Below are 19,436 nucleotides of genomic sequence, written 5' to 3'. Positions count from 1 at the left end.
GGTCCGATCCTGCCCGACCTGCCGCGCAGAGCGTTCAGACGCTCCCGTAGACGTCGTCGGCCTCGAGGTTGCGTTCCTCGCGGTACTGCTCGACGAACGCCGACACGTCGAAATCGAGCATCCGCTGTTCGAACTCCTGGATCGCCGCGTCGTCGTCGGCGTGGCTCACGGCGTGTTCCATCAACTCCACGACGAGTTCGACGATGACCTCGTGGAGGCGACGGGCGTCGAAGTCCGTCACCCACAGGAGCGCGTAGCCGACGTCGCCGTCCTCGCTCAGATCCGCCGTCGCCACCTGTGCGGGGAACTCCTCTAACACGACTCCCAGGAGATGCGGCGTGTCGAACTCCGGCATCTCCTCGCTCGTGGTTTCGACGGTTTCCTGGAGAATCTCGACGAGGAACTCCGGCAGGAATCGCTCGGGCGGGTGGACGTCCATCACGACTGCGTGCCGGTCGCCACACGGACAGTCGAACTCCCGCATCCCCAGGTCGAACTCCGTGACGCGGACGTCCTCCCCACAGGGGAGGTCGATCGTCCGCGTCTCGCCGCCGGGGACGCCCGGTTTCGTCATGCGTGCGGTTACGCGCTCGGTCGGTTAAAGGCCGCGTTCTCTATCCCTCGGCCGTCACCCACAGGATCGGGCCGACGACCAGCATGACGATGCCGAGAAACAGGTAGTGGACCGGCGCCAGCGCCTGTGGCGTCAGGATGAAGATGAGGCCGAACAGCGTCACGTTGGCGGCGATGACCCGCCGGGACTTCAGTGGGAGTGCCCCGACCGTCGCGAGAACGAAGACCAACAGGAGCGCCTGCCCGACGTTGTAGTTGAGCAGGAAACTGTCGATGACCTGTAGCGGGAGCATTCGTATTCACAACTCGCCCGGAATCGGCCATTAAAGTTCCGCTTACCGCTGGCGCGGACTATCGCTCGCTCGGCCCCGTGATATCGAGCGGTCGGATCCAGCCATACCACAGCAGCACGACCATCGTCCCGTAGCCGAGGACGAAGACCACGGAGCCGAGCGCGTCGTAGCCCTGTTCGGCGAGCAGTCCCCGTGCGATCCCCGATCCGCCGATGCCGACCACCAGCAGGGCGATGATGAGCAGCGTATCGCGGGTCAGAAACGCGTCGGTGTCCATGGCTGCTCTAGACACCCGTCGCTAGTCAATGGCTCGGTTCGCGAAAAAGCGGAAACCGCGCGGTCAGTTATGCCGGAGCAGTCGCGCGAGCGATGGTGTTGGTGCTGCCGCCCGAGGGGTTGGTCCAGATGACGCGGATGGTCTCACCGGTGTTAACGTTGTTGTAGGTGATCTGGTCACCCGCTTGGACCGTCCCACCCCAGTTGGATGTATCGAGTGTCAGGTTGTCTGTGCCGTCTCCGGTCACGCTGAGCGTGGAGTTCTCGATGGTTGCGCCGCCTTCGTGGGCGATGGTGACGCTGCTAGCGTTAGCATTATCGCCCATGGAGAACTCGAAGCTGAAGCTCGCCTGCGGTGCGTTTTCACTGACCTGGTCGCCGAGTCCGAGGACGAAGGTGCCGATGACGGCGGCGAGGATAACGGTAATCGCCACCATCAGAATGACACCGATGACCGGGCTGACGGCCCGGTCGTCCGTGAGTAGATTTTTGAGTTGCATGGGTTGTCTGTGCACGCCGGGAGCCAGGGGGAATCGCTCCCGCACGGGCAAACGTCGGCGTGCTTACCTACAAGGAATGAGGGGACCGGTTATAAATCACGTGGCTAAATATCACGCGGGATAATTTACGAAAAGACACCGTGTGACGACGTGGAAACGCCGCTCATGCTGCCGGCTGTTGTTGATGGCGAGATTCACTCCTTGAGTTGAGAACTCTCGAAACTACAGCCGACGGTATCAGTAACTCCGTTCTTTCGGCTCGTAGGTCTTCGCCTCGCCTTCGAGGACGACGGGCTTGTACCAGAGGTCGGGAGACCCGTCGTCCCACGAGACCATCGTGTGTTTGATCCACTCGTCGTCGCGGCGCTCCTGGTACTCCTTGCGCCAGTGGGCGCCGCGGAACTCCTCGCGGGCGAGCGCGCCGAGCGTGATCATCTCCGCGATGTCCAGCAGGTTCCGCGTTTCGATGGTCTGGATCAGGTCGGTGTTGTAGGTGCTGGAGGGGTCGGCGACGTAGACGTCGCGGTACCGCTGCCGGGCGGCGTGGATGTCGGCCAGCGCCTCCTTCAGCGCGCTCTCCTCCCGGAAGACGTTGACGTTGTCCGTCATCGTGCGCTGGACCGCCGCCCGGATGTCGGCGTGGCGGGTCCCCTCGTCGCGTTCGAGCAGGCGATCGATGCGCTCGCGTTCGCGTTCGAGCGCCCGCTCGACGACGGCCTCGGTCGCTTCGGTGGCCCCGCCGTCGGCGACGGTGCCGTCGCCGTTCCACGGTTCGCCCGGGTCGACGGACGTGTCGATGTCGCCCGGTTCGGCGTCCGGCCCCTTGCCGACCGGAATCTGGGGCTCACCCAGGTCCTCGCCGGCGACGTGGCGCCCGGTTCGTTTGCCAAAGACCGTGAGTTCGGGAAGGGCGTTCCCACCCAGGCGGTTGGCGCCGTGGACGCTCGCGCAGGCACACTCGCCGACGGCGTACAGGCCGTCGACGCAGGTCTGGCCGAACTCGTCGGTTTCGATGCCGCCCATCGCGTAATGCTGGCCGGGCTTGACCGGCATCGGCTCTTCGAGGCCGTCGACGCCCTCGAAGTCCTCCGCGAGATGGAGGATATTTTCGAGGCGGTCGAGCACCCGTTCCTCGCCGAGGTGACGCATATCGAGGTGGACGTACTCGTCTTCGATCCCTCGACCGGCGTTGATTTCGGTCAGCTCCGCGCGCGCCACCACGTCGCGCGAGGCGAGTTCTCCGTCGTTGTTCGCGTAGCCACGCTCGAACATGAGCCGCTCGCCCTCGTCGTTGTAGAGGATGCCGCCCTCGCCGCGGACGCCCTCCGAGATGAGGACGCCCGTGGAGGGGAGCGTCGTCGGGTGGAACTGGATCATCTCCATGTCCTCGACGGGGACACCCGCGCGGTAGGCCATCGCCACGCCGTCGCCCGTGTTCGCCACCGCGTTGGTGGTGTGGTCGTACACCTGCCCCAGACCGCCCGTGGCGAGGACGACGCCGTCCCGGGCGGTGAACGCCTCGACGTTCCCCGTCGCCGTCTCGTAGGCGACGACGCCGTGGCAGGTTCGGTCCGCGGGCTGGTCCTCGTCCGTGACCGCGAGGTTCAGCACGTACCACTCGTCGAACACCTCGATGCCTCGTTTGACCACCTGCTCGTAGAGCGTGTGCAGGAGGTGATGACCCGTTTCGGCGCCCGCGTAGGTCGTGCGGGGGAACGAGAGACCGCCGAACGGTCGCTGGGAGACGCGGCCGTCGTCGTCGCGGGAGAAGGCCATGCCCCAGTGTTCGAGCTGGATGGCCTCTTCCGGACTCTCCTGACAGAGGGCTTCGACGGCCGGCGCGTCGGCCAGATAGTCCGACCCCTTCATGGTGTCGTAGGCGTGCATCTCCCAGTCGTCGCCCTCGCGGAGCGCGGCGTTGATGCCGCCCTCCGCCGCTCCGGTGTGACTCCGGACAGGATGGAGTTTCGTGACGATGGCCACGTCGGCCCCCGCTTCCTGTGCCGCGATGGCCGCGCGCAGGCCGGCGCCGCCCGCACCGACCACGATGACGTCGTATTCGTGCATGGTTACCAGAATTTCAGGTTGCTCTTGACTGCCTCGCGTTTCAGCTCCTGGATGTGTTCGGTCAGGGGGATGTCCTTCGGACACACTTCGGTACAGGAGAACTGGGTCTGACACCGCCAGACGCCGTGTTCCTGTTCGATGATCTCCAGGCGCCGCTGTTTCATCTCCTCGCCCTCGCGTTCGTCCATCGCGAAGCGGTAGGCCTTGTTGATGGCCGCCGGACCGAGATACTCGTTGTCGCCCGCGGCGATGTTACAGGAGGACATACACGCGCCACACCAGATACACCGGGTCGAGGTCTTGATCTTCTCGCGGTTCTCCCGGCTCTGACGCTGTTCTTCTAGGTCACCCTCGGGCTGCTCGGTCGTCTGGAAGTAGGGTTCGACCGCCTCCATCTGGTCGTAGAAATGCTCCATGTCCACGACCAGGTCCTTGATGACCTCTTGGTGCGGGAGGGGCTCGATGCGAACCGGTTGCTCGAGGTCCGACAACTGCGTCTGACAGCCGAGGCGCTGCGAGCCGTTGATGAACAGGGCGTCGGAGCCACAGATGGCCTGCCGACAGGAGTGTCGGAAGGTGAGGCTGGCGTCGAACTCGTCGCGGGCGTAGATGAGGGCGTCGAGCACCGTCATCCCCGTCTCGTAGGGGACGTGGAAGTCGTCGAAGCGAGGCTCCTGTTTCCCCTCGACTTCGGGGTCGTAGCGGAACACCTTCAGATGGTAGCGCTCCGCGTCGGCGGCGGCGCGTTCGGTCTCTTCGACGCGTTCTCGCTCTCGCCGTTCGGCCTGCCGGCGTTTTTCGGCTTGGCGGCGCTCGCGGGGCGTCTCGGCCTCGGCGTCGGTTTCCGCGCTGTCCGCCTCGGTCTCGGTCTCGGGTCGTTGCGTACTCATAGTATCGGGAGGAGGTCGATGCCGGCCCACGCGTTCGCGGTTCGGAACCCCTGTACCAGCAGGACGAGGCTCGCGACGCCGAGGACGACTTTCACGACCTGTCGTTTGGTGCCGGTCAGTCCCACGTTGATCAGGGCGTTGTAGACGCCGTTGACGCCGTGGAACGTCGCCGTCACCAGAAAGAGGATCATCAGCGAGTAGTAGGACCACTGCTCCATCCGACCGGCACTCATCTGGAACGTCACCTCGTTCGCGTGGTGGACGAAATGCAGGAGGAAGAAATGGAAGGCGAGCACGACGATGAGGAAGGCAGCGGTGATGCGCTGCCAGAGCCACAGGCGGCCGCCCTCGGTGAACGAGGAGTAGCGCTCGGCCATCAGAGCGACACCCCCGCGAGGAACGTGGGGACGCTCGCGATCACGATGGCGCCCGTCAGGATCAGCGACGCGTAGAAGCTCTGGTCCTGGCTTTCGAGGCCGAGGCCCAGGTCGACCAGGAGGAGTCGCGTCCCGTTCAGGATGTGAAACACGGCCACCGCCAGCAGGCCGACCTCGAGGATGCGGACCACCAGCAGACTCTCCAGCGTCTGGATCGTCCGGGTGTAGAGGTCCTGGTTCGCCGCGACGGTCGCGGGGTCGGCGCTCGCCGACGTGAGTGCCGTACTCAGCACGGCGACGTGGGTGAACAGGTAGCCGATCAGCACCCACCCGGTGAATTTGTGAAAGATCCAGGCCCACATGCCGGCCGAGAACTCCCGCCACCGGCCGAAGTCCTCGATGAGGCCCCGATCATAGGACTGACTCATGCTCGACCGGGAGTGGGAACCGGCGTCGTATAGAAGTTACGTACATCCCGGTGTGTGTCCACACATGTCCCCCGACAGCCATCGACATCGCCTTCGGCGGTCGACGAGGGTCGACGACCGATGTACCGCGCACCCTCACTCCGGAAGGTCTATCCCGACTTGCCCCGAAGTACCGTCGAGGCGGCCGTTTTCGGCATTGGATCACCGAAAACCCTGCCGTCTCACCGTTCATACGCATCGTCCAGTCAGTGCTCGCCCAGCCGCGGCCGACGCGACAGGTTTTACCCCCGACCGGACCTCTGCCCTACTGATGGTCACGGTTCAGTTACCGTTCGACGCCGAGCGCTGTCTGGAGTATTATCTCGGCAACGCGCCCAGTCTCTCCACGCTCCTAGTCGCCAACGGCGTCGCCTTCCTCGTCGGCGTGAGTTTCTACGTCCACTCCTCGCCCTCGCTCGCGTCCCTGCCGGCCGTTCTCTATCCGCTGTTCGCCGACTCGCCGACGGCGCTCGCCCTCGTGACGCTCTCGCTCGCGACGTTGCTGCCGACGCTCGACCGGCGGGTCCGTACCGCACCCACGAACGTTCCGCTCGCCTACCTCCATACGTTCGCGTTCATCTGGCTCCTGAAGTACGGCCTCTGGACGGTCGTGGCGCTGAATCTCCGTCCCGACCTCTATGTCGGCTTCGCCGGCGCCGCGCTTTGGGACTACTGGGGAATCATCCTCACCCATCTCCTCTTCGTCGTTGAAGCGTTCGCCATCCCCTACTACGGAGTGACGACCGACCGGGCGCTGAAGGCGGCCCTCGGGGCGTTGCTCCTGAACGACGCCTTCGACTACCTGCTCGGCTACCACCCGCCGCTCCGCTACGACCCCGGCCTCCCCTTGATCCTCGCGACGCTCGCGCTGTCGGTCGGTGCCGTCGTCGTCGCCGACCGGATGTTCGACCGCCTCGACACCTTCGATCCGCTGGCGCCGGGAGGTGGCGAATGACCGACTGGAAGCGCGTCCTCCGAACGGATCCGGTGATGGCCGATCTGATCGAGACCCACGGCGATAACCGCGTCACACCGGCCGAGGGTCCGTTTCGACGGCTCGCCGTCAGCATCATCAACCAGCAGCTGTCGACCGCGAGCGCCGCCGCCATCCGCGAGCGCGCATTCGACTCCCTCGGTGAGGTGACGCCGGAGTCGGTGCTGGCGGCCGACCGCGACAGCCTCCGGGACGCCGGTCTCTCGCGCACCAAGGTGGACTATCTCCGCAACGCCGCCGAGGCGTTCCGCGACCGCGACCTCACGCCCGCAGGCCTGGCGGATCACGACGACGAAGCGGTGGTCGAGGAACTCACGCGGATCACGGGGATCGGTCGTTGGACCGCCGAGATGTACCTCATTTTCGTTCTGGGCCGCGAGGACGTGTTACCGCTCGGTGACCTCGCCGTCCGGCGCGGCCTGGAAACGCTCTACGGCGTCGACGACCGCGCGGCGATGCGCGACGTCGCGGACGCGTGGCGGCCGTACCGCTCCTACGGCACCCTGTACGTCTGGGACGCGTACGAGAGTTAGGTGCCGGCCGCGCGGTCGAGCGGGTCTTCGAGTTCTCCCAGCACGGCTTCGAGGGCGTCCGTCGCGGTGACGAGGCCGACGACCTCGTCGTCTTGGACGACTAGGGCGAGTTCCTGATCTTCGTCCTGAAACCGATCGAAGGCGTCGCTGATCGTCGTCTCCGGCGAGAGCGTCATCGGCGGGACGGCGATATCTTCGAACGTCCGCTCGTCGCGCTCGAGCGCCTCGAAATGCGTCAGTACCGACGGCGTGTAGACGATGCCCCGGAAGTCGGCCAGTCCCTCGCCGACGAGCGGGAAGCGGGTGTGGGGCGCCGCCCGCATCGTCTCTAGGTTCTCCGACACCGACGCCGTCGTCGAGAGCGCGACGATGTCCGCGGCGTCGACCATGATCGCTTCGACGTGTGTGTCCCCGACCGCGAGCGCGTTGAGCACCTCCTCCTGGCGCTCCTCCGAGATCTCTCCCTCCTCGAGCAGGCTGTCGATGCGGTTGCGGAGCTGGGCGCGGGTCTCGATGACCTCTTCCTCGGTTTCGAGCCAGGCGCCCGTCATCTCGATGCCGAACAGTTTGAGCGTCCCCTTCGCGACGGTGTCGCCGACGCGCATGACCGGCGAGATCAGCCACGCGAACCAGTACAGCGGCCGCGCGCCGTACCGGCAGACGAACTTCGAGCGCTCGACGCCGAGATACGTCGGTGTCTGCTCGCCGTGGGTCAGGTGGACGAGGTTGATGATGGCGTAGGCGACGAGCGCGCCGGCGCCGACCGACGCCAGCGCGCTCCCGGCGAATACGGGTTCGACGAGTGCGGCCAGGGCGGGTTCGGCGACGATCCCGACCGCGATGCTGGAGGCGGTGATGCCGACCTGACAGCTCGTGAGGTAGATTTCGAGGTCCTGTGTCATCTCCCACGCCCGACGGAGGGCGGGCGTGTCGAACTCCGATTCGGGGTACTGTCGGACCCGCGTGAGCGCGAATTCGATGGCGACGAAGAAGCCGTTTGCCAGGATGAGCAACACCCCGGCGAGGAGTCGGAGCGCGAGTTCCAGCGGTGTCATCGTTCCCTCGTACCGGCACGCGAGGGAAAGTAGCTGTGGCTCCGACGCCGCCCTGGCCCTCTTCGGCGAGCCGATCACCGCACCGATCCAACAGGTAGTTAACGCGCCCCGACTTCGCGCCGGTATGGAAGCCGCGCTGGTCATCCTCGACGGGTGGGGACTCGACGGCACCGGCCGTAACGCCGTCTCGGCCGCCGACACGCCCACGTTCGACCGCATCCTGGCGACCGGGGCCTCCGGGACGCTCGCCGTCTCGGGGCGGCGCGTCGGGCTCCCGGAGGGACAGATGGGTAACAGCGAGGTCGGCCACCTCAACATCGGCGCCGGCCGCGTCGTCACCCAACCCCTCGCGCGCATCAACGATTCTATCGACGACGGCTCTTTCTTCGAGAACGACGCACTCTTGGGCGCTATCGATCACGTCGAATCGACCGGTGGCCGCCTGCACATCATGGGCCTTGCCAGCACCGGCGGGGTTCACTCCCACCAGCGCCACCTCGACGCCCTCATCGACCTCGCGGCTCGGAACGACGTCGAGGCGGTTACCCACGCCTTCACCGATGGGCGCGACACGCCGCCGACCGACGGAGCGGACTCGCTGGCCGAACTGGATGTCACGGCCGCCGAACACGGCACTGGTGACGTGGCGACCGTCGTCGGTCGCTACTACGCGATGGACCGCGACGAGAACTGGGAGCGGACCAAACGTGCCTACGACGCCATCGTCGACCGCGAGGCCGACCACGTCGCGCCGACCGGCGTCGACGCCGTCGAGGCCGCCTACGATCGCGGCGAGACCGACGAGTTCGTCGAGCCCACGGTCGTCAGTGGCGCCGGGGATGTCGCCATCGAGGACGGCGACGCCATCGTCTTCGCCAACTTCCGCGCGGACCGCGCCCGGCAACTCGTCCGGATGCTCGCCGACATCGACCCCGAGTGGGGCGCCGCGGTCGATCCGCCGGCCACCCACCTCGTCACGATGACCGCGTACGACGAGCGGTTCGACTTCCCCGTCGCCTTCCCGCCAGCGGACCTCGACGACACGCTCGGGGCGATGCTCGCCCGCGCGGGCAAGACACAACTGCGGATCGCCGAGTCCGAGAAGTACGCCCACGTCACCTACTTCCTCAACGGCGGGCGCGAAGTGGCGTACGACGGTGAACGGCGTCACATCGTCGAGAGTCCCGACGTGCCCACCTACGATCAGCGCCCCGCAATGAGCGCCACGGCAGTCACCGCCGCCGCCATCGACCACATCGCCGAATCCGACCCCGACGTGCTGGTGGTGAACTACGCCAATCCCGACATGGTCGGGCATACGGGCGACTTCGATGCGGCGGTCGAGGCGGTCGAGGTGGTCGACACCCAACTCGGACGGCTCATCGAGGCGGTCCACGCCGCCGGCGGCGACGTTATCGTCACCGCGGACCACGGCAACGCCGAGTCGATGGGCGACCCTGACGACCCGCACACCGCTCACACCGCCAACCGCGTCCCCTTCGTCTATCTCGCGCCCGGCGACGATCCGTCCGGCGGCCGGCGCGTCAGGACCGGCGGATCGCTCTGTGACGTCGCGCCGACGGTGTTGGCGATTCTCGGGATCGAACAACCGGCGTCGATGACCGGCGAGTCACTCCTCGAGTAGGTCGCCCACGAGGAGGCGGTAACACGGGCCGACGAACGCCAGCGCCGCGAGGATGGCCGCGCCGACGATGACGCCGGGATGCATCGCGGCCGAGAGCGAGACGGTCTCTAACGACCCCAACGACGCGCCGGCAACGACGCCCGCGGCGACCCACGGTATTTCGCCGATGGCGGTGCCGAGCGCGAACGCTGGGAGCGAGACGCCGGCGACGCCCGCTCCCGCCGACACTACGTCCGAGGGGAGCGGAAGGAGACGACTCCCGACGACGCTCCGCAGGTCGCCCGTCTCCGCCACCAATCGCTCGCCGGCCAGGGCGACCCGCCCGCCGCCCGCGCTTCGCCCCGCGAGCCAGTAGGGCGGCACGCTCGTCAGCACGACCAGCGCGAGCGCGAGCGGGAAGCCGGCGACGCCCAGGCCGTAGCCCGCCACGACGGCGAGCAGCGTCGTCGGCCACGCGAACAGCGGGCGGACGACGGCCACGGCGACGAGGGCGGCCGTCAGTCGAAGCGGGTCGGCGGCCAGCCAGGCCAACCGGCGGAGCGCCTCGTCGGGGGCGACCAGCCAGCCGAGGAGGGCCACCGCTCCGACGAGACAGACCCCCACGAGCGGTCGCAGACGACGCTCCATACCGCTCCGGTCGCCGTCACGAACCAAACGGTTTGTGCTTCCCGCCGTGTCGGGACGTTCATGAGCGCCGACGTGTAACGGCCGGCTGTGACCGACGACGGCGTGACGGACGACCGAGCGCGAGACGACGCCCGCGTCGAACTCGCGCTCGACCTGCTGGCGAACCTCGAACACGACGAGCTATCGCTGTCGGCCGCCGTCGACCGCATCGAGACGGTGACGACTGATCCGACGCTGACGCGGACCATCCTCGACGAGGCGGAGCTACGGGGCATCATCGAGCGCGAGAACGGGCGCATCCGCGTTCGGCGCGGCGGGTTCGTCAGCTTCGAGCGCCAGGTGGTGACTCGCGAGGGCGAGTTCGACTGCCGACGCTGTGGGGCGAGTCTCTCCATCGGCCACTTCGTTCGGTTCGAGGCGGGCGAACTCGGCCCCTTCGGCTCTTCCTGTGTGCGAAAAGTGCTCGGACGGACGGACGACGCCTAGCTCAGACGGTTTATTGTACGTCAGTACCGGTGATTCACCGAAACGGTCCGACAAACCACCGGTGAACAGTTACAATAATCCGTATCACCCGCGACGCCGAAGCTCTTCGATCAGTTGCTGGATCGTCTGCTGCTGGCGTTCGAGCTGCTCGTTCTGCTCCTCGACGGCCTTCCGGAGCGCGGCGAGTTCCTCCGCGACCGCCGGGTCGTCAACGACGCCCGCCGACTCGAACCCCGAGGTACCGAACCCGTCGCGGTCCGGCGCGGGTTCGTCGGTCGTCTCGGATTCGGCGTCGGCGTTCGCCGGCGACGAATCGCTCTCGTCCGCGTCGGGGACGCTCGTCCCCAGCGGTTCCGGTCCGTCGCCGAACGACACGGTGTCCTCCGCGGTGTCGGCGTCCTCTTCCTCCACGTCGTCCTCGGCCGTGGTGGTCGTGGCCGCGCGAAGCGCGTCCACGTCGTCGACGCCGTGGTACGCACACACCGCGTCGACGAGCGCCTCGCGGAGCGCCCGGGCCTGATCGTTCGGCGTCTTGAACCGTTCCTGTCGATCGCCGACGGTGAGCACGACCGATGTCGCGACGCTTCCCTCCTCGAAGTCGAGGTCGGTCACGTCGTCGTAGTGGTACTCGTCGTACTCCTCGTCCCAGACCGCCGACCCGATGTGGCGGACGAGGCGCGCGCTCGTGATGACGATAGTCAACTCGCTGAAGCGGAAGGTACGCTTGATCGTCTCGCCCGAGTCGGTGATCCCACGGGCGTTCAACACGCCGGCGAGTACGGGGTGGAGCACCTGGTCGAGCCGGGCCGTCGGCACTGTAAACGTGCGTTCGCCGTCGAGACCGTAGTCGAGCGTGATCGTGGCCTTGCGCCGCCCCTCCTCGACGCCGACGTACTCGGCGTCGTGGGGGTATTCCTCGATCGATTCGTCCGACAGGAGGCCCTCGGCCCGGTAGACGAGCGTCCGCGTCGGCGTCACGAGGAGCAGATCCTCGCCGCCCAGATCCACGCGGGCGGCCACGGACTCGTCGTCGAGGGTCGTCCGGACGAGCTCGGGCAAACTCATGCGCGGAGTGTCCCCGCCGCGGATGATAATTCTGCCGGCTGTGAGACGATCGCGACGCTCGCTGGCCCGGGACGACGAGCATCGTGGCCCAGAAACCGTCGACAGCGCCGTCGTGGGGTGGACCGATATGAGAAGGTTCAAGAGTACCATCGGCCAACGGTTTACTGCGCCCGGGTGGCTTAGCTGGACATAGCGCCGCACTCATAGGGTATTCGAGATTCGGTGCGGATACGCCTTGGAAGCCTCCGCCTCCCTCGGGGCCCGCCGAGCCTCGTACCTGGGACATGCGGAGATCGTGGGTTCGGAGCCCACCCCGGGCATTCTCTGACTGCTATGCGCCCAGTCACGCCGTTATCGGCCGCGTTACGGTCTGCAAAATGAGAGCCGTGTTGCCGCTGTCCCGTTATTTGGACCAGATTGCCTTCACGTCGCCGCCCGAGAGTGACGCCTCCCACGTGAGGGTGAGGTCGCGTGCCTGGGTTCCTTCCGGCACTGCATACACCAGATCATCGCGCCGGATCGTCCGCCCCGCTAGTTCGCTCCCGTCGTACGGGTCGTCCGAGACCTCCTGATGCTGGGGTCGTTGCTCGCCGTTGACCGTCAGAACGAACGTACTGGGGTCCGGGGTTGTCTGGGCCTCCTGCAGTCGGTTGCGGACCTCGAGTTGCATGACCGCCCACGTTTCGCCGTCGCCGGGTGACGTGGGTGTTGGCGTCGTCTCGTTCGTCGCCGTCTCGTTCCCGCTCGTCGGATACGTTGACTCGAACGATCCGCCGAGAACGTTGAGAATGAAGCCGTTCGGTGACGCGTACTGCTTGCCGAAATCGAGTTCCTTCGGGGTCACCTCGACGGTCCACGTCCGGTCGAACTCGGGAAGTCGGAAATGGAACGGAGTCAGATACTGTCCGGTGAAACTCGGACTCCGCCATTCGCCGGTCTCGCCCGGTGAGAGCGGCATTTCGATTGTTCCCGATTTCTTCCATTCTCCCTCACCGTATTTCGATTCGAGTGGGGTGGTGAACGTCCCTTTCCCCGACCCGGTGTTCTTGACGCCGATCCGGAACTGCCCCGGCACGTTCAACGCGAGGGACTCCGGGGACTGGACGCCGATGAGTTCGAACGCGGGGGACCCGCCGCCGGGCGGCGTGCTCGTCGGCGTACTCGTTGGCGTCGCAGTCGTGTCGTTGCCGGTCGAACAGCCGGCGAGCGCGGCAAGCCCGACCGAACCGAGAAACGCGCGGCGTCGCATACCTCTCTTTCTGCGCGACCGACGTAAATGGCGTTCGGTCCCACTCGGCGACGGTGCGCAAACGCTATGCGCCTCTGCCCGTAGACCGTGCAGTATGGACGACGAGCGCATCATGACCGGCGATCCCGACGAGCAACCCCACGGCGGCACGTGTCCGGCGTGCAAGCGCCCCTATCGACAGGCGATCACGTTCACCGGCGACGGCGTCATCCGCGGCGACATCTCCGGCGATATGTGCATCACGCCCCAGTATCTGTTCGCGCACTCCGCCATCGAAATCGCCGAACCGGACGAGGAGTTCCCGACCAAAGAGGTTGGCGCGATGGGCCGGCGGCGGGAGGTGCCGGTGGAGAAGACGGAGGTGGGGGAGGTGTGGGTGTCCGATGGTGAGGAGGAGGCGTTCGTGTTCGTGGAGGAGTGAGCTTGACGTTCAATCGATGACTGAAGTTGACGACGAGCAGGATACCGGTCAGGAGGGGCCGAGGGGGCGTACGTCGTGCGAACGTGGGGGAACTGGATGACGCAGTTAGACGACCGAATCTTAGAATACCTCGCTGGCGCAGGGATGGCGACGCCGACCGTGACGGGTCACACCGCCCGATTTACAGCGAACCCATCGAGGATTCGGGGACGGTGTTGGACACTCGTTGAGAGGGAGATGGTCACCGGTTCACGCAGAGATGTTCGATATTACGAGGTTGGGGCAAGCACACCTTCGAGGCGATCTCGATGCAGAGTACCTACCGCGGTACTTAATCGGCTAGCTCCAGATGTTCCCTCTCACGGATCCGGATTAACATAATTCATATTTTCGGCTTTTGCCGCATCGACTAGGGCTGAATCTGCGCTAATGAACACAAAATTTGAACATTCGCTTTCAACTTTCTTTGCCGTAGCAAAGTGGATGGAATCAAGTGTCGTTAGACCATGCTTGTTTACATACCCGAGTGATTTCTTTAAAAAATCATTATCGGCGGGTAGTGTCAGATAGTCTCGTTTAGTTTCAAAAACAAACCGTGCCAGCCGCAGTCGGCCATTTTGGCTGGTGAGATTGTTATTACGAATCTTTTTATGAATAACAGAGGACATTTCGACAACGCCGATATTGCTAAAAACGATAGTATTTGCGGGGTTGCCAACTAACTCTTTCACCTTCCTGTGCCCCGGTTCCCTGTAGTAGCGTTTAGCAAGAGCGCAGGTGTCAAAATATACGACAGGCATTAGAACCTATCGTCTCCGCTCTTCTACGATCATCTCTGCGAGTGGTTGGCCAGAATCATCGTCTGATACCAGCTCATTAATGCTCTTGTCCGCTGCTTCCTTCATCGGTAGATCTTGGGTCTCGTAGTCCGGATTACTGCGGTTGTCATCCAACCACTGATGGTCTTTCTTTTCCTCTTCAGCGAGGTTGGGAAGATTTTGTGGTGGGCGGGCTAACTCCAAACCAGCCTCTTCTGCCTCTTCTTTGAGTGATCGGTAGCGATCAATGAACTCCTCCCTGTGCGCAGACAACTCTCCAAGCCGTCGTTTTTGAACTTGATCCTCGTATGGACCACGCACATTGTTTCGACTAATGATACAAGCGATAGCCCGCCACAGTCCTTCGTAATAAAACCCGTCACAATGGACGATTAGCGACGTTTTGGTATCGGTGTCTGTCTCAGTATCCTCTACTGCCCAATTCGAAATTGATGTGGCGACTTGTTCAAACACCTTCTCGTAAGGGATGACCTGAGAGAATTCTTCATGCATTAGCAGATCTAATTTCAAACGTTGGCAATCTCTCCGAATATCTTCTTCAAAATCATCCGGGGGTTCCCCGTTGCTCAATTGACCTGCACCATCAGTCAGGGTTTCATGGATATCCAAATTGTGCAGGTATAGGTCTCTGTACGGAATGTGATCGCTCTCACTGTAGTATTCCCGAAGATACCGGATGCTCGATCTGCGGACAAATTCGCTGAATGAGGGGGCTTCCATTGCAAGATAGAAATCAGCGATATCCTCAACATCCGGCGTATTAGACAGGTGATACTCGTTAGCCTGATCTAACAAGTCCTTTTTCCCGAATTCTCCCCTTCTAGCTAGTGTATTCCCTACTATTTCCCGTCAAGATACCACTGAATAGTGATTTCGTCACGAAGATTGAAGTGATCAATCGATTTCAGGAGAAGCTTCTGAAAGGTGATCGAATCGATATTCTCCATATCAACGCTTGATGACTCTAAGAGCGCCTCATACAACCCCTCCCTGATCTTCACGACCAAGATGTCCTCGCGATAGGGGTTACTCATTAGTATCCAATCTTTCCGGAAATGGATTAATTCTTTCCACCAGAAATCCTAGTTCGGTCATAGTCCCATACGCCGTTTTCACTTCTCTACTCCGTTCTAACACCATCGGTGATGTCTACCGTTTATTCGTCCGCTCGCAACGTGGATTCAGTTGAATTTGGTGTTGGACGATCTGGTGGTAACTTCTTCGGCGGATCGGGATGTTCAGCGCCGTCGATTTGAATATATTCAACACCTGTATTCTCAACCTCGTGGCGTGGTTCGCCGTCTCGATCAACGATGCCGATGCCGTCAAGTTCCCAACCGTCCTGTTCGGGGCACGCCTCAGACACCGAACGGCCGGGATCAGCCGCGAGTTCCTCGACACTCCGGTCGAATAGATCCTCACCGTATACACCGATGTATTCAGCGACGTACGAACCGATGTTTCCAATCACGTCGTCGGTGCTTAGTCCTCCGGGTCGAGCTCGGCGTCGACACGCGCCACGCTGGTCGGACGTGCTTCTGCCCCGGGAGCGTAGTAATCGTGGACGCTCGCGCCGGCTGGGTCGCAGTGCCGCAGGCCGGTGTCGCTCACCGGACGTAGGTCTTCCTCGGTCACCGTGACCTACCGTTTGATATTATCGTGGGCCATTTCGCGGAGTAAACCGCCAAGCTACCCACTCAACAGTAGAGACATCGATCACCTCGAAAGCAAAGTGGGACCGCCGTGATTCGAACACGGGTCCAACGCACCCCATGCGCAGAGGATACCACTACCCCACGGTCCCACGATTTCAGGAAGGAGAGTTCTCGGGTTAAGCGTGTCGTTTCCGTCTTCGTACTGACGGCTGTAAGTCCGTACAGTTACAATAATCCGTATCAGACCAGCACCCGTTCGAGGTCGACGACGAGACCCGAGTCGGCCTCCGGATCGCCGACGAGACGCCCCAGACAGACGGCCGATCCGTCGGGCGTGTGGCAGGCGACGAGCGGGGCTTCCCCGTTCTCGACGGGGCTAGCCTTGCTGTCGATCACGCCGGGCGCGTAGACGGGCGCGCCCGTCGCCACCTGCTCGGCGGCGCTCGGCGCGATCGTGACCGACGGGATGCCGTCGAGGATCCGTTCGGCGGGGTCGACGACCGCCCGAATCGGCTTCTCGTCTCTCTCCGCCGCGAACGCGAGGGCGTCGGCGAAGTCCTGCATGGTCACGAGGTCGCGGTCGTCGAAGGGATCGGTCGCCGTCCGACGGAGGTCGCCCATGTGGGCGCCGGTCCCGAGCGCGAGACCCAGGTCGTGACACAGCTTCCGGACGTACGTCCCGCTCGCACACTCGATGCGGAGCAACACCTGTCGGTCGCGCTGTTCGAGGACGTCCAACCCGTGGATCGTCCGGGTGCGGAGACGGCGGGCGACGGCGCTTTTCCGCGGCGGTTTCTGGTAGATTTCGCCCTCGAACTCCGCAACCACGTCGTCGAGGTTGGCGGGCGCCCGGCCGTGCAGTTCGAGGACGGCGACGTACTCCTTCCGTCCTTCGAGGAAGACGGGCGCGAGGCGGGTCGCGTCGCCCAGCATGACGGGGAGACAGCCCGTCACCTTCGGGTCGAGCGTGCCGGCGTGGGCGGCGCGGTCGAGGTCGGCCATGTCGCGGATCCAGCCCGCGACCTGGTGGGCCGAGGGTCCCGGCGGTTTGTCGAGGTTGAGCACGCCGAACCGAAGCAGGCCGTCGAGGTCGCGCGTTCCGGGCGGGTCGCGGAGGGTCACGGTTCGAAGTCGATGCTGTCGACGGGGTAGCGCCCCTCGTCGGTGCCGGCGTCGTAGCGTTCGATCGCCAGCGTGAGGATGGTTTCGACGTCCGCGGCGGTCCACCTGGCCGTGTTCATCACGAGGTCGTAGATCGCGAGGTCGTCGATGGGGATGCTGTAGTACTCGGCGTAGCGTTTCCGCTCGCTTCGCTCTCGGCGGAGCGTCTCCTCGCGGGCCTGGGCTGTGGATTTGTCCTCGCGGTCGGCGATGCGGGCGGCCCGGACGTCGATCGGCGCGTCGAGCCAGAAGCGGAAGTCGGCGTGGTCGCCCGCGAGCCACCCCGCGAGACGCGATTCGAGGACGACCCCGTCGCGATCCCGCGCGATTTCGTACAGGCGCCGGTCGAGGTCGCGGTCGATCTGTTCGTCCTCCTCGGCGAGTTCGTTGAATTCGACCGGCGAATACCCCCGCTCGGCCGCGAGATTGCGGAAGATGTCGCCACCGCTGACGTGATCTAGATCGAGAGTTTCCGCAAGACTGGCGGCAGTGGTGCTCTTTCCACTGCCCGCCGGTCCGGAGACGGTGAGTAGCATACCGCTAGTGAGAGGGGCCGCCTAAAAGAGCGTGTCCACTTCGGACGCGCCGTCAGTTCCCGGTGGGACTGATGTCGATGTTCAGCCCCTTGCGGATGATCTGGGTGAACCCCATCGAGCAGAGGAAATACCAGACGATCCACACTTGCACCGGCCCGAGCACCGGATCCTTCCACGCGACGCTCCCGCGGAAGGGGAGCACCATCCGCCCGAACTCGCCGCTGCTCGGGTCGCCGATGCCGACCTTCCAGTACATCCACAGGAAGACGGGGATGGTGAGGAACATGATCCAGACCATCGGGCGGAACTGCTCTTTGAACATGCCCATCTGGTCGCCCATGGCCTCCATCTGCTCGTCCTGAATGCGGTCGAGAGCCTCGTCGTCGCCCTCCTCTTTCGCTTTCTTCCGTTTCTCCTGGATCTCCTGCATCTTCTCCTGATACTCGCCCATCATCTCGGTGTCCATCAGGTTCGCCTGCAGGATCGTCGAGTACAGCCCCGTCACCACGGCGAGGACCATGACGACGGCGTAGAACGGCAGTGCGGCGTTCAACGGACCGAGGAACACGTCCATGAACGTGCCGATGACGTCCCGCATCGGTTGCCACGAGTACCCGGCGAAGAGCGCGACGCTGACGACGGCCGCGCCCTTGTCCCATTTCGACCACGAGGACTCCTCGTCCCCGTCGGTCGACGTGGTGGTCGTCGTCCCCGTCGACGTGCCGTTGCTGAGGGCGTCGCGGGTCGCCTCGGGGTCGGCCAGCTGAAAGCCGGCCTCGCCGTCGACCAACACCCCGCTCTCGATGAGGCGGCCCCACTGTCCGCTGGAGAGGTCGTCGCGGACGTCGACCCACTTGACCTCGCCGTCGTCCGCGCGGTCGAGGACCGTCCGAATGACGGCCTCCATCTCCGCGTCTTCGGAGACGAGGTCCTGCACCTTCTGCTCGATCCGTGCCATGCCCGTTCAGTAACCCCCTGCGGTTATGAACCTTTTACTCTCGGTGTGTCGGCCGCGGAGGGTGGCCGGCGGTCGTGTGGCCCGTCCGTCGTTCTCGACGGCCCGCAGAATCAGTTCGCCGCATCTTCGACGGCCGACTTGACGGCGTCGAACACGTCGTCCGGCGTGTCCTCGCCGTCGATTTCGACGAGGACGCCCTCGTCGCGGTAATGCTCGACGACTGGCTCGGTGTTCTCCTCGTACACGCGGAGTCGCTCGCGGACGGTGTCCTCGGTGTCGTCGTCGCGCTGGATCAGGTCGCCGCCGCATTTGTCGCAGACGCCCTCCGTCTCCGGCGGGTTGAACTCGACGTGGTAGTTGGCGCCACAGTCGTCACACACCCGCCGCCCGGTGAGGCGGTCGACGAGTTCGTCCTCGCTCACGTCGAGGAAGATGACGGCGTCGAGGTCGGTGATGTCGGACAGATACTCCGCCTGGTCGAGGTTGCGCGGGTAGCCGTCGAGGACGTAGCCGTCGGCCTCCTCCAGCGCCGTCTTCACGATCTCGTTGACGACTTCGTCGGGGACGAGTTCGCCCGCTTCCATGTACGCCCGCGGCGTGTCGTACTCCGTGTCCATGTGGCTCAGGTCCATGTCCTTGTTCGCGCGGAGCGCGTCGCCGGTGGTGACGTGTTCGATGTCGAACGCCTCGGCGAGCCGCTCGCTCTGGGTTCCTTTGCCCGCTCCCGGTGCACCGAGCAACAACACGTGTGGCTGGCTCATGTCACCAT

At 64.3% G+C, this 19,436-nt stretch carries 25 protein-coding genes and 2 tRNA genes; 6 read left to right on the top strand and 21 right to left on the bottom strand.

Annotated elements, in window-relative coordinates:
• Positions 1 to 34: 34 nt before the first annotated feature.
• The 8 genes from MXB53_RS01875 to sdhC form a co-directional block, all read right to left on the bottom strand.
• A complete protein-coding gene (locus MXB53_RS01875; protein ID WP_248895515.1) occupies positions 35 to 574 on the bottom strand; it encodes a DUF5815 family protein in 540 nt (179 codons plus the stop codon).
• Between the two features lie 40 nt (positions 575 to 614).
• On the bottom strand, positions 615 to 866 hold the full coding sequence (locus tag MXB53_RS01870; protein ID WP_248895514.1) for a DUF8006 family protein: 252 nt from the start codon (positions 864 to 866) through the stop codon (positions 615 to 617).
• Between the two features lie 58 nt (positions 867 to 924).
• Positions 925 to 1,143 carry a DUF7996 family protein gene (locus MXB53_RS01865; protein ID WP_248895513.1) on the bottom strand — a complete coding sequence of 73 codons (219 nt, stop codon included), beginning with the start codon at positions 1,141 to 1,143 and terminating at the stop codon, positions 925 to 927.
• A gap of 67 nt (positions 1,144 to 1,210) precedes the next feature.
• Complete coding sequence (locus tag MXB53_RS01860) at positions 1,211 to 1,642, bottom strand: type IV pilin domain-containing protein (RefSeq protein ID WP_248895512.1); 432 nt, start codon at positions 1,640 to 1,642, stop codon at positions 1,211 to 1,213.
• A gap of 237 nt (positions 1,643 to 1,879) precedes the next feature.
• Complete coding sequence (locus MXB53_RS01855; RefSeq protein WP_248895511.1) at positions 1,880 to 3,709, bottom strand: FAD-binding protein; 1,830 nt, start codon at positions 3,707 to 3,709, stop codon at positions 1,880 to 1,882.
• Positions 3,710 to 3,711: 2 nt separating this feature from the next.
• The gene (locus MXB53_RS01850; protein WP_248895510.1) at positions 3,712 to 4,599 is read right to left on the bottom strand and encodes a succinate dehydrogenase/fumarate reductase iron-sulfur subunit; all 888 of its coding nucleotides are present in this window, start codon (positions 4,597 to 4,599) and stop codon (positions 3,712 to 3,714) included.
• Positions 4,596 to 4,976 carry a succinate dehydrogenase/fumarate reductase transmembrane subunit gene (locus MXB53_RS01845; RefSeq protein WP_248895509.1) on the bottom strand — a complete coding sequence of 127 codons (381 nt, stop codon included), beginning with the start codon at positions 4,974 to 4,976 and terminating at the stop codon, positions 4,596 to 4,598. The genes MXB53_RS01850 and MXB53_RS01845 overlap by 4 nt, the downstream gene beginning before the upstream one ends.
• Entirely contained in the window at positions 4,976 to 5,404 is a 429-nt protein-coding gene (sdhC, locus tag MXB53_RS01840; protein WP_248895508.1) for a succinate dehydrogenase, cytochrome b556 subunit, read from the bottom strand. Before sdhC ends, MXB53_RS01845 begins: the two co-directional genes overlap by 1 nt.
• A gap of 310 nt (positions 5,405 to 5,714) precedes the next feature.
• Between sdhC and MXB53_RS01835 the strand changes: the two genes are divergently transcribed.
• Together MXB53_RS01835 and MXB53_RS01830 are read left to right on the top strand one after the other, a co-directional pair.
• A complete protein-coding gene (locus MXB53_RS01835; RefSeq protein ID WP_248895507.1) occupies positions 5,715 to 6,398 on the top strand; it encodes a DUF1405 domain-containing protein in 684 nt (227 codons plus the stop codon).
• Entirely contained in the window at positions 6,395 to 6,970 is a 576-nt protein-coding gene (locus MXB53_RS01830; protein WP_248895506.1) for a DNA-3-methyladenine glycosylase family protein, read from the top strand. The genes MXB53_RS01835 and MXB53_RS01830 overlap by 4 nt, the downstream gene beginning before the upstream one ends.
• Here MXB53_RS01830 and MXB53_RS01825 read toward each other — a convergent pair.
• Entirely contained in the window at positions 6,967 to 8,025 is a 1,059-nt protein-coding gene (locus MXB53_RS01825; protein WP_248895505.1) for a CNNM domain-containing protein, read from the bottom strand. The genes MXB53_RS01830 and MXB53_RS01825 overlap by 4 nt on opposite strands.
• 124 nt (positions 8,026 to 8,149) lie before the next feature.
• Here MXB53_RS01825 and gpmI point away from each other — a divergent pair, with 124 nt between their 5' ends.
• The gene (gene gpmI, locus MXB53_RS01820; RefSeq protein ID WP_248895504.1) at positions 8,150 to 9,670 is read left to right on the top strand and encodes a 2,3-bisphosphoglycerate-independent phosphoglycerate mutase; all 1,521 of its coding nucleotides are present in this window, start codon (positions 8,150 to 8,152) and stop codon (positions 9,668 to 9,670) included.
• Here gpmI and MXB53_RS01815 read toward each other — a convergent pair.
• Complete coding sequence (locus MXB53_RS01815) at positions 9,656 to 10,297, bottom strand: TVP38/TMEM64 family protein (RefSeq protein WP_248895503.1); 642 nt, start codon at positions 10,295 to 10,297, stop codon at positions 9,656 to 9,658. The two genes, gpmI and MXB53_RS01815, sit on opposite strands and share 15 nt — an antisense overlap.
• Positions 10,298 to 10,384: 87 nt before the next feature.
• Here MXB53_RS01815 and MXB53_RS01810 point away from each other — a divergent pair, with 87 nt between their 5' ends.
• Positions 10,385 to 10,783: a DUF5830 family protein gene (locus MXB53_RS01810; protein ID WP_248895502.1), complete on the top strand. Its 399-nt coding sequence runs from the start codon at positions 10,385 to 10,387 to the stop codon at positions 10,781 to 10,783.
• Between the two features lie 84 nt (positions 10,784 to 10,867).
• Here MXB53_RS01810 and MXB53_RS01805 read toward each other — a convergent pair whose 3' ends face one another.
• The gene (locus MXB53_RS01805; protein ID WP_248895501.1) at positions 10,868 to 11,848 is read right to left on the bottom strand and encodes a DUF7115 domain-containing protein; all 981 of its coding nucleotides are present in this window, start codon (positions 11,846 to 11,848) and stop codon (positions 10,868 to 10,870) included.
• A gap of 168 nt (positions 11,849 to 12,016) precedes the next feature.
• On the opposite strand from MXB53_RS01805, the gene MXB53_RS01800 reads away from it, so the two are divergent.
• Positions 12,017 to 12,168 (top strand) — tRNA-Met (locus tag MXB53_RS01800).
• A gap of 83 nt (positions 12,169 to 12,251) precedes the next feature.
• Here the strand turns inward: MXB53_RS01800 and MXB53_RS01795 are convergent.
• Complete coding sequence (locus tag MXB53_RS01795) at positions 12,252 to 13,097, bottom strand: hypothetical protein (RefSeq protein WP_248895500.1); 846 nt, start codon at positions 13,095 to 13,097, stop codon at positions 12,252 to 12,254.
• A gap of 94 nt (positions 13,098 to 13,191) precedes the next feature.
• Between MXB53_RS01795 and MXB53_RS01790 the strand changes: the two genes are divergently transcribed.
• Complete coding sequence (locus MXB53_RS01790) at positions 13,192 to 13,518, top strand: hypothetical protein (protein ID WP_248895499.1); 327 nt, start codon at positions 13,192 to 13,194, stop codon at positions 13,516 to 13,518.
• 359 nt (positions 13,519 to 13,877) lie between these two features.
• Here the strand turns inward: MXB53_RS01790 and MXB53_RS01785 are convergent, their stop codons facing one another.
• The 9 genes from MXB53_RS01785 to MXB53_RS01745 form a co-directional block, all read right to left on the bottom strand.
• Positions 13,878 to 14,318, bottom strand: coding sequence for a type II toxin-antitoxin system VapC family toxin (locus tag MXB53_RS01785; protein ID WP_248895498.1), 441 nt, complete (start codon positions 14,316 to 14,318; stop codon positions 13,878 to 13,880).
• A gap of 6 nt (positions 14,319 to 14,324) precedes the next feature.
• The gene (locus tag MXB53_RS01780; protein WP_248895497.1) at positions 14,325 to 15,152 is read right to left on the bottom strand and encodes a DUF8098 family protein; all 828 of its coding nucleotides are present in this window, start codon (positions 15,150 to 15,152) and stop codon (positions 14,325 to 14,327) included.
• A gap of 44 nt (positions 15,153 to 15,196) precedes the next feature.
• Complete coding sequence (locus tag MXB53_RS01775; protein WP_248895496.1) at positions 15,197 to 15,391, bottom strand: hypothetical protein; 195 nt, start codon at positions 15,389 to 15,391, stop codon at positions 15,197 to 15,199.
• A 122-nt stretch (positions 15,392 to 15,513) separates the two neighbouring features.
• Positions 15,514 to 15,828, bottom strand: coding sequence for a hypothetical protein (locus MXB53_RS01770; RefSeq protein ID WP_248895495.1), 315 nt, complete (start codon positions 15,826 to 15,828; stop codon positions 15,514 to 15,516).
• Positions 15,829 to 16,090: 262 nt separating this feature from the next.
• A tRNA-Pro gene (locus MXB53_RS01765) sits at positions 16,091 to 16,161 on the bottom strand.
• A 91-nt stretch (positions 16,162 to 16,252) separates the two neighbouring features.
• Positions 16,253 to 17,134 carry an RNA-guided pseudouridylation complex pseudouridine synthase subunit Cbf5 gene (locus MXB53_RS01760; RefSeq protein WP_248895494.1) on the bottom strand — a complete coding sequence of 294 codons (882 nt, stop codon included), beginning with the start codon at positions 17,132 to 17,134 and terminating at the stop codon, positions 16,253 to 16,255.
• Complete coding sequence (gene cmk / locus MXB53_RS01755; RefSeq protein WP_248895493.1) at positions 17,131 to 17,709, bottom strand: (d)CMP kinase; 579 nt, start codon at positions 17,707 to 17,709, stop codon at positions 17,131 to 17,133. Before cmk ends, MXB53_RS01760 begins: the two co-directional genes overlap by 4 nt.
• A gap of 52 nt (positions 17,710 to 17,761) precedes the next feature.
• A complete protein-coding gene (locus MXB53_RS01750) occupies positions 17,762 to 18,667 on the bottom strand; it encodes a DUF106 domain-containing protein (RefSeq protein WP_248895492.1) in 906 nt (301 codons plus the stop codon).
• A 110-nt stretch (positions 18,668 to 18,777) separates the two neighbouring features.
• Positions 18,778 to 19,428, bottom strand: coding sequence for an adenylate kinase (locus MXB53_RS01745; protein WP_248895491.1), 651 nt, complete (start codon positions 19,426 to 19,428; stop codon positions 18,778 to 18,780).
• Positions 19,429 to 19,436: the final 8 nt, after the last annotated feature.

Origin of the sequence: Haloplanus sp. XH21, assembly GCF_023276355.1 — an archaeon.
Classification (GTDB): Archaea; Halobacteriota; Halobacteria; order Halobacteriales; family Haloferacaceae; genus Haloplanus; species Haloplanus halobius.
The sequence above is the reverse complement of the archived record's forward strand: the minus strand, read 5'-3'. Positions and strand labels throughout refer to the sequence as shown.

Bases quoted from the DNA above. Each gene is read 5' to 3' on its own strand.
- MXB53_RS01875 (WP_248895515.1), bottom strand. From the start codon at position 574: ATGACGAAACCGGGCGTCCCCGGCGGCGAGACGCGGACGATCGACCTC.
- MXB53_RS01870 (WP_248895514.1), bottom strand. From the start codon at position 866: ATGCTCCCGCTACAGGTCATCGACAGTTTCCTGCTCAACTACAACGTC.
- MXB53_RS01865 (WP_248895513.1), bottom strand. From the start codon at position 1,143: ATGGACACCGACGCGTTTCTGACCCGCGATACGCTGCTCATCATCGCC.
- MXB53_RS01860 (WP_248895512.1), bottom strand. From the start codon at position 1,642: ATGCAACTCAAAAATCTACTCACGGACGACCGGGCCGTCAGCCCGGTC.
- MXB53_RS01855 (WP_248895511.1), bottom strand. From the start codon at position 3,709: ATGCACGAATACGACGTCATCGTGGTCGGTGCGGGCGGCGCCGGCCTG.
- MXB53_RS01850 (WP_248895510.1), bottom strand. From the start codon at position 4,599: ATGAGTACGCAACGACCCGAGACCGAGACCGAGGCGGACAGCGCGGAA.
- MXB53_RS01845 (WP_248895509.1), bottom strand. From the start codon at position 4,976: ATGGCCGAGCGCTACTCCTCGTTCACCGAGGGCGGCCGCCTGTGGCTC.
- sdhC (WP_248895508.1), bottom strand. From the start codon at position 5,404: ATGAGTCAGTCCTATGATCGGGGCCTCATCGAGGACTTCGGCCGGTGG.
- MXB53_RS01835 (WP_248895507.1), top strand. From the start codon at position 5,715: ATGGTCACGGTTCAGTTACCGTTCGACGCCGAGCGCTGTCTGGAGTAT.
- MXB53_RS01830 (WP_248895506.1), top strand. From the start codon at position 6,395: ATGACCGACTGGAAGCGCGTCCTCCGAACGGATCCGGTGATGGCCGAT.
- MXB53_RS01825 (WP_248895505.1), bottom strand. From the start codon at position 8,025: ATGACACCGCTGGAACTCGCGCTCCGACTCCTCGCCGGGGTGTTGCTC.
- gpmI (WP_248895504.1), top strand. From the start codon at position 8,150: ATGGAAGCCGCGCTGGTCATCCTCGACGGGTGGGGACTCGACGGCACC.
- MXB53_RS01815 (WP_248895503.1), bottom strand. From the start codon at position 10,297: ATGGAGCGTCGTCTGCGACCGCTCGTGGGGGTCTGTCTCGTCGGAGCG.
- MXB53_RS01805 (WP_248895501.1), bottom strand. From the start codon at position 11,848: ATGAGTTTGCCCGAGCTCGTCCGGACGACCCTCGACGACGAGTCCGTG.
- MXB53_RS01795 (WP_248895500.1), bottom strand. From the start codon at position 13,097: ATGCGACGCCGCGCGTTTCTCGGTTCGGTCGGGCTTGCCGCGCTCGCC.
- MXB53_RS01790 (WP_248895499.1), top strand. From the start codon at position 13,192: ATGGACGACGAGCGCATCATGACCGGCGATCCCGACGAGCAACCCCAC.
- MXB53_RS01785 (WP_248895498.1), bottom strand. From the start codon at position 14,318: ATGCCTGTCGTATATTTTGACACCTGCGCTCTTGCTAAACGCTACTAC.
- MXB53_RS01775 (WP_248895496.1), bottom strand. From the start codon at position 15,391: ATGAGTAACCCCTATCGCGAGGACATCTTGGTCGTGAAGATCAGGGAG.
- cmk (WP_248895493.1), bottom strand. From the start codon at position 17,709: ATGCTACTCACCGTCTCCGGACCGGCGGGCAGTGGAAAGAGCACCACT.
- MXB53_RS01750 (WP_248895492.1), bottom strand. From the start codon at position 18,667: ATGGCACGGATCGAGCAGAAGGTGCAGGACCTCGTCTCCGAAGACGCG.
- MXB53_RS01745 (WP_248895491.1), bottom strand. From the start codon at position 19,428: ATGAGCCAGCCACACGTGTTGTTGCTCGGTGCACCGGGAGCGGGCAAA.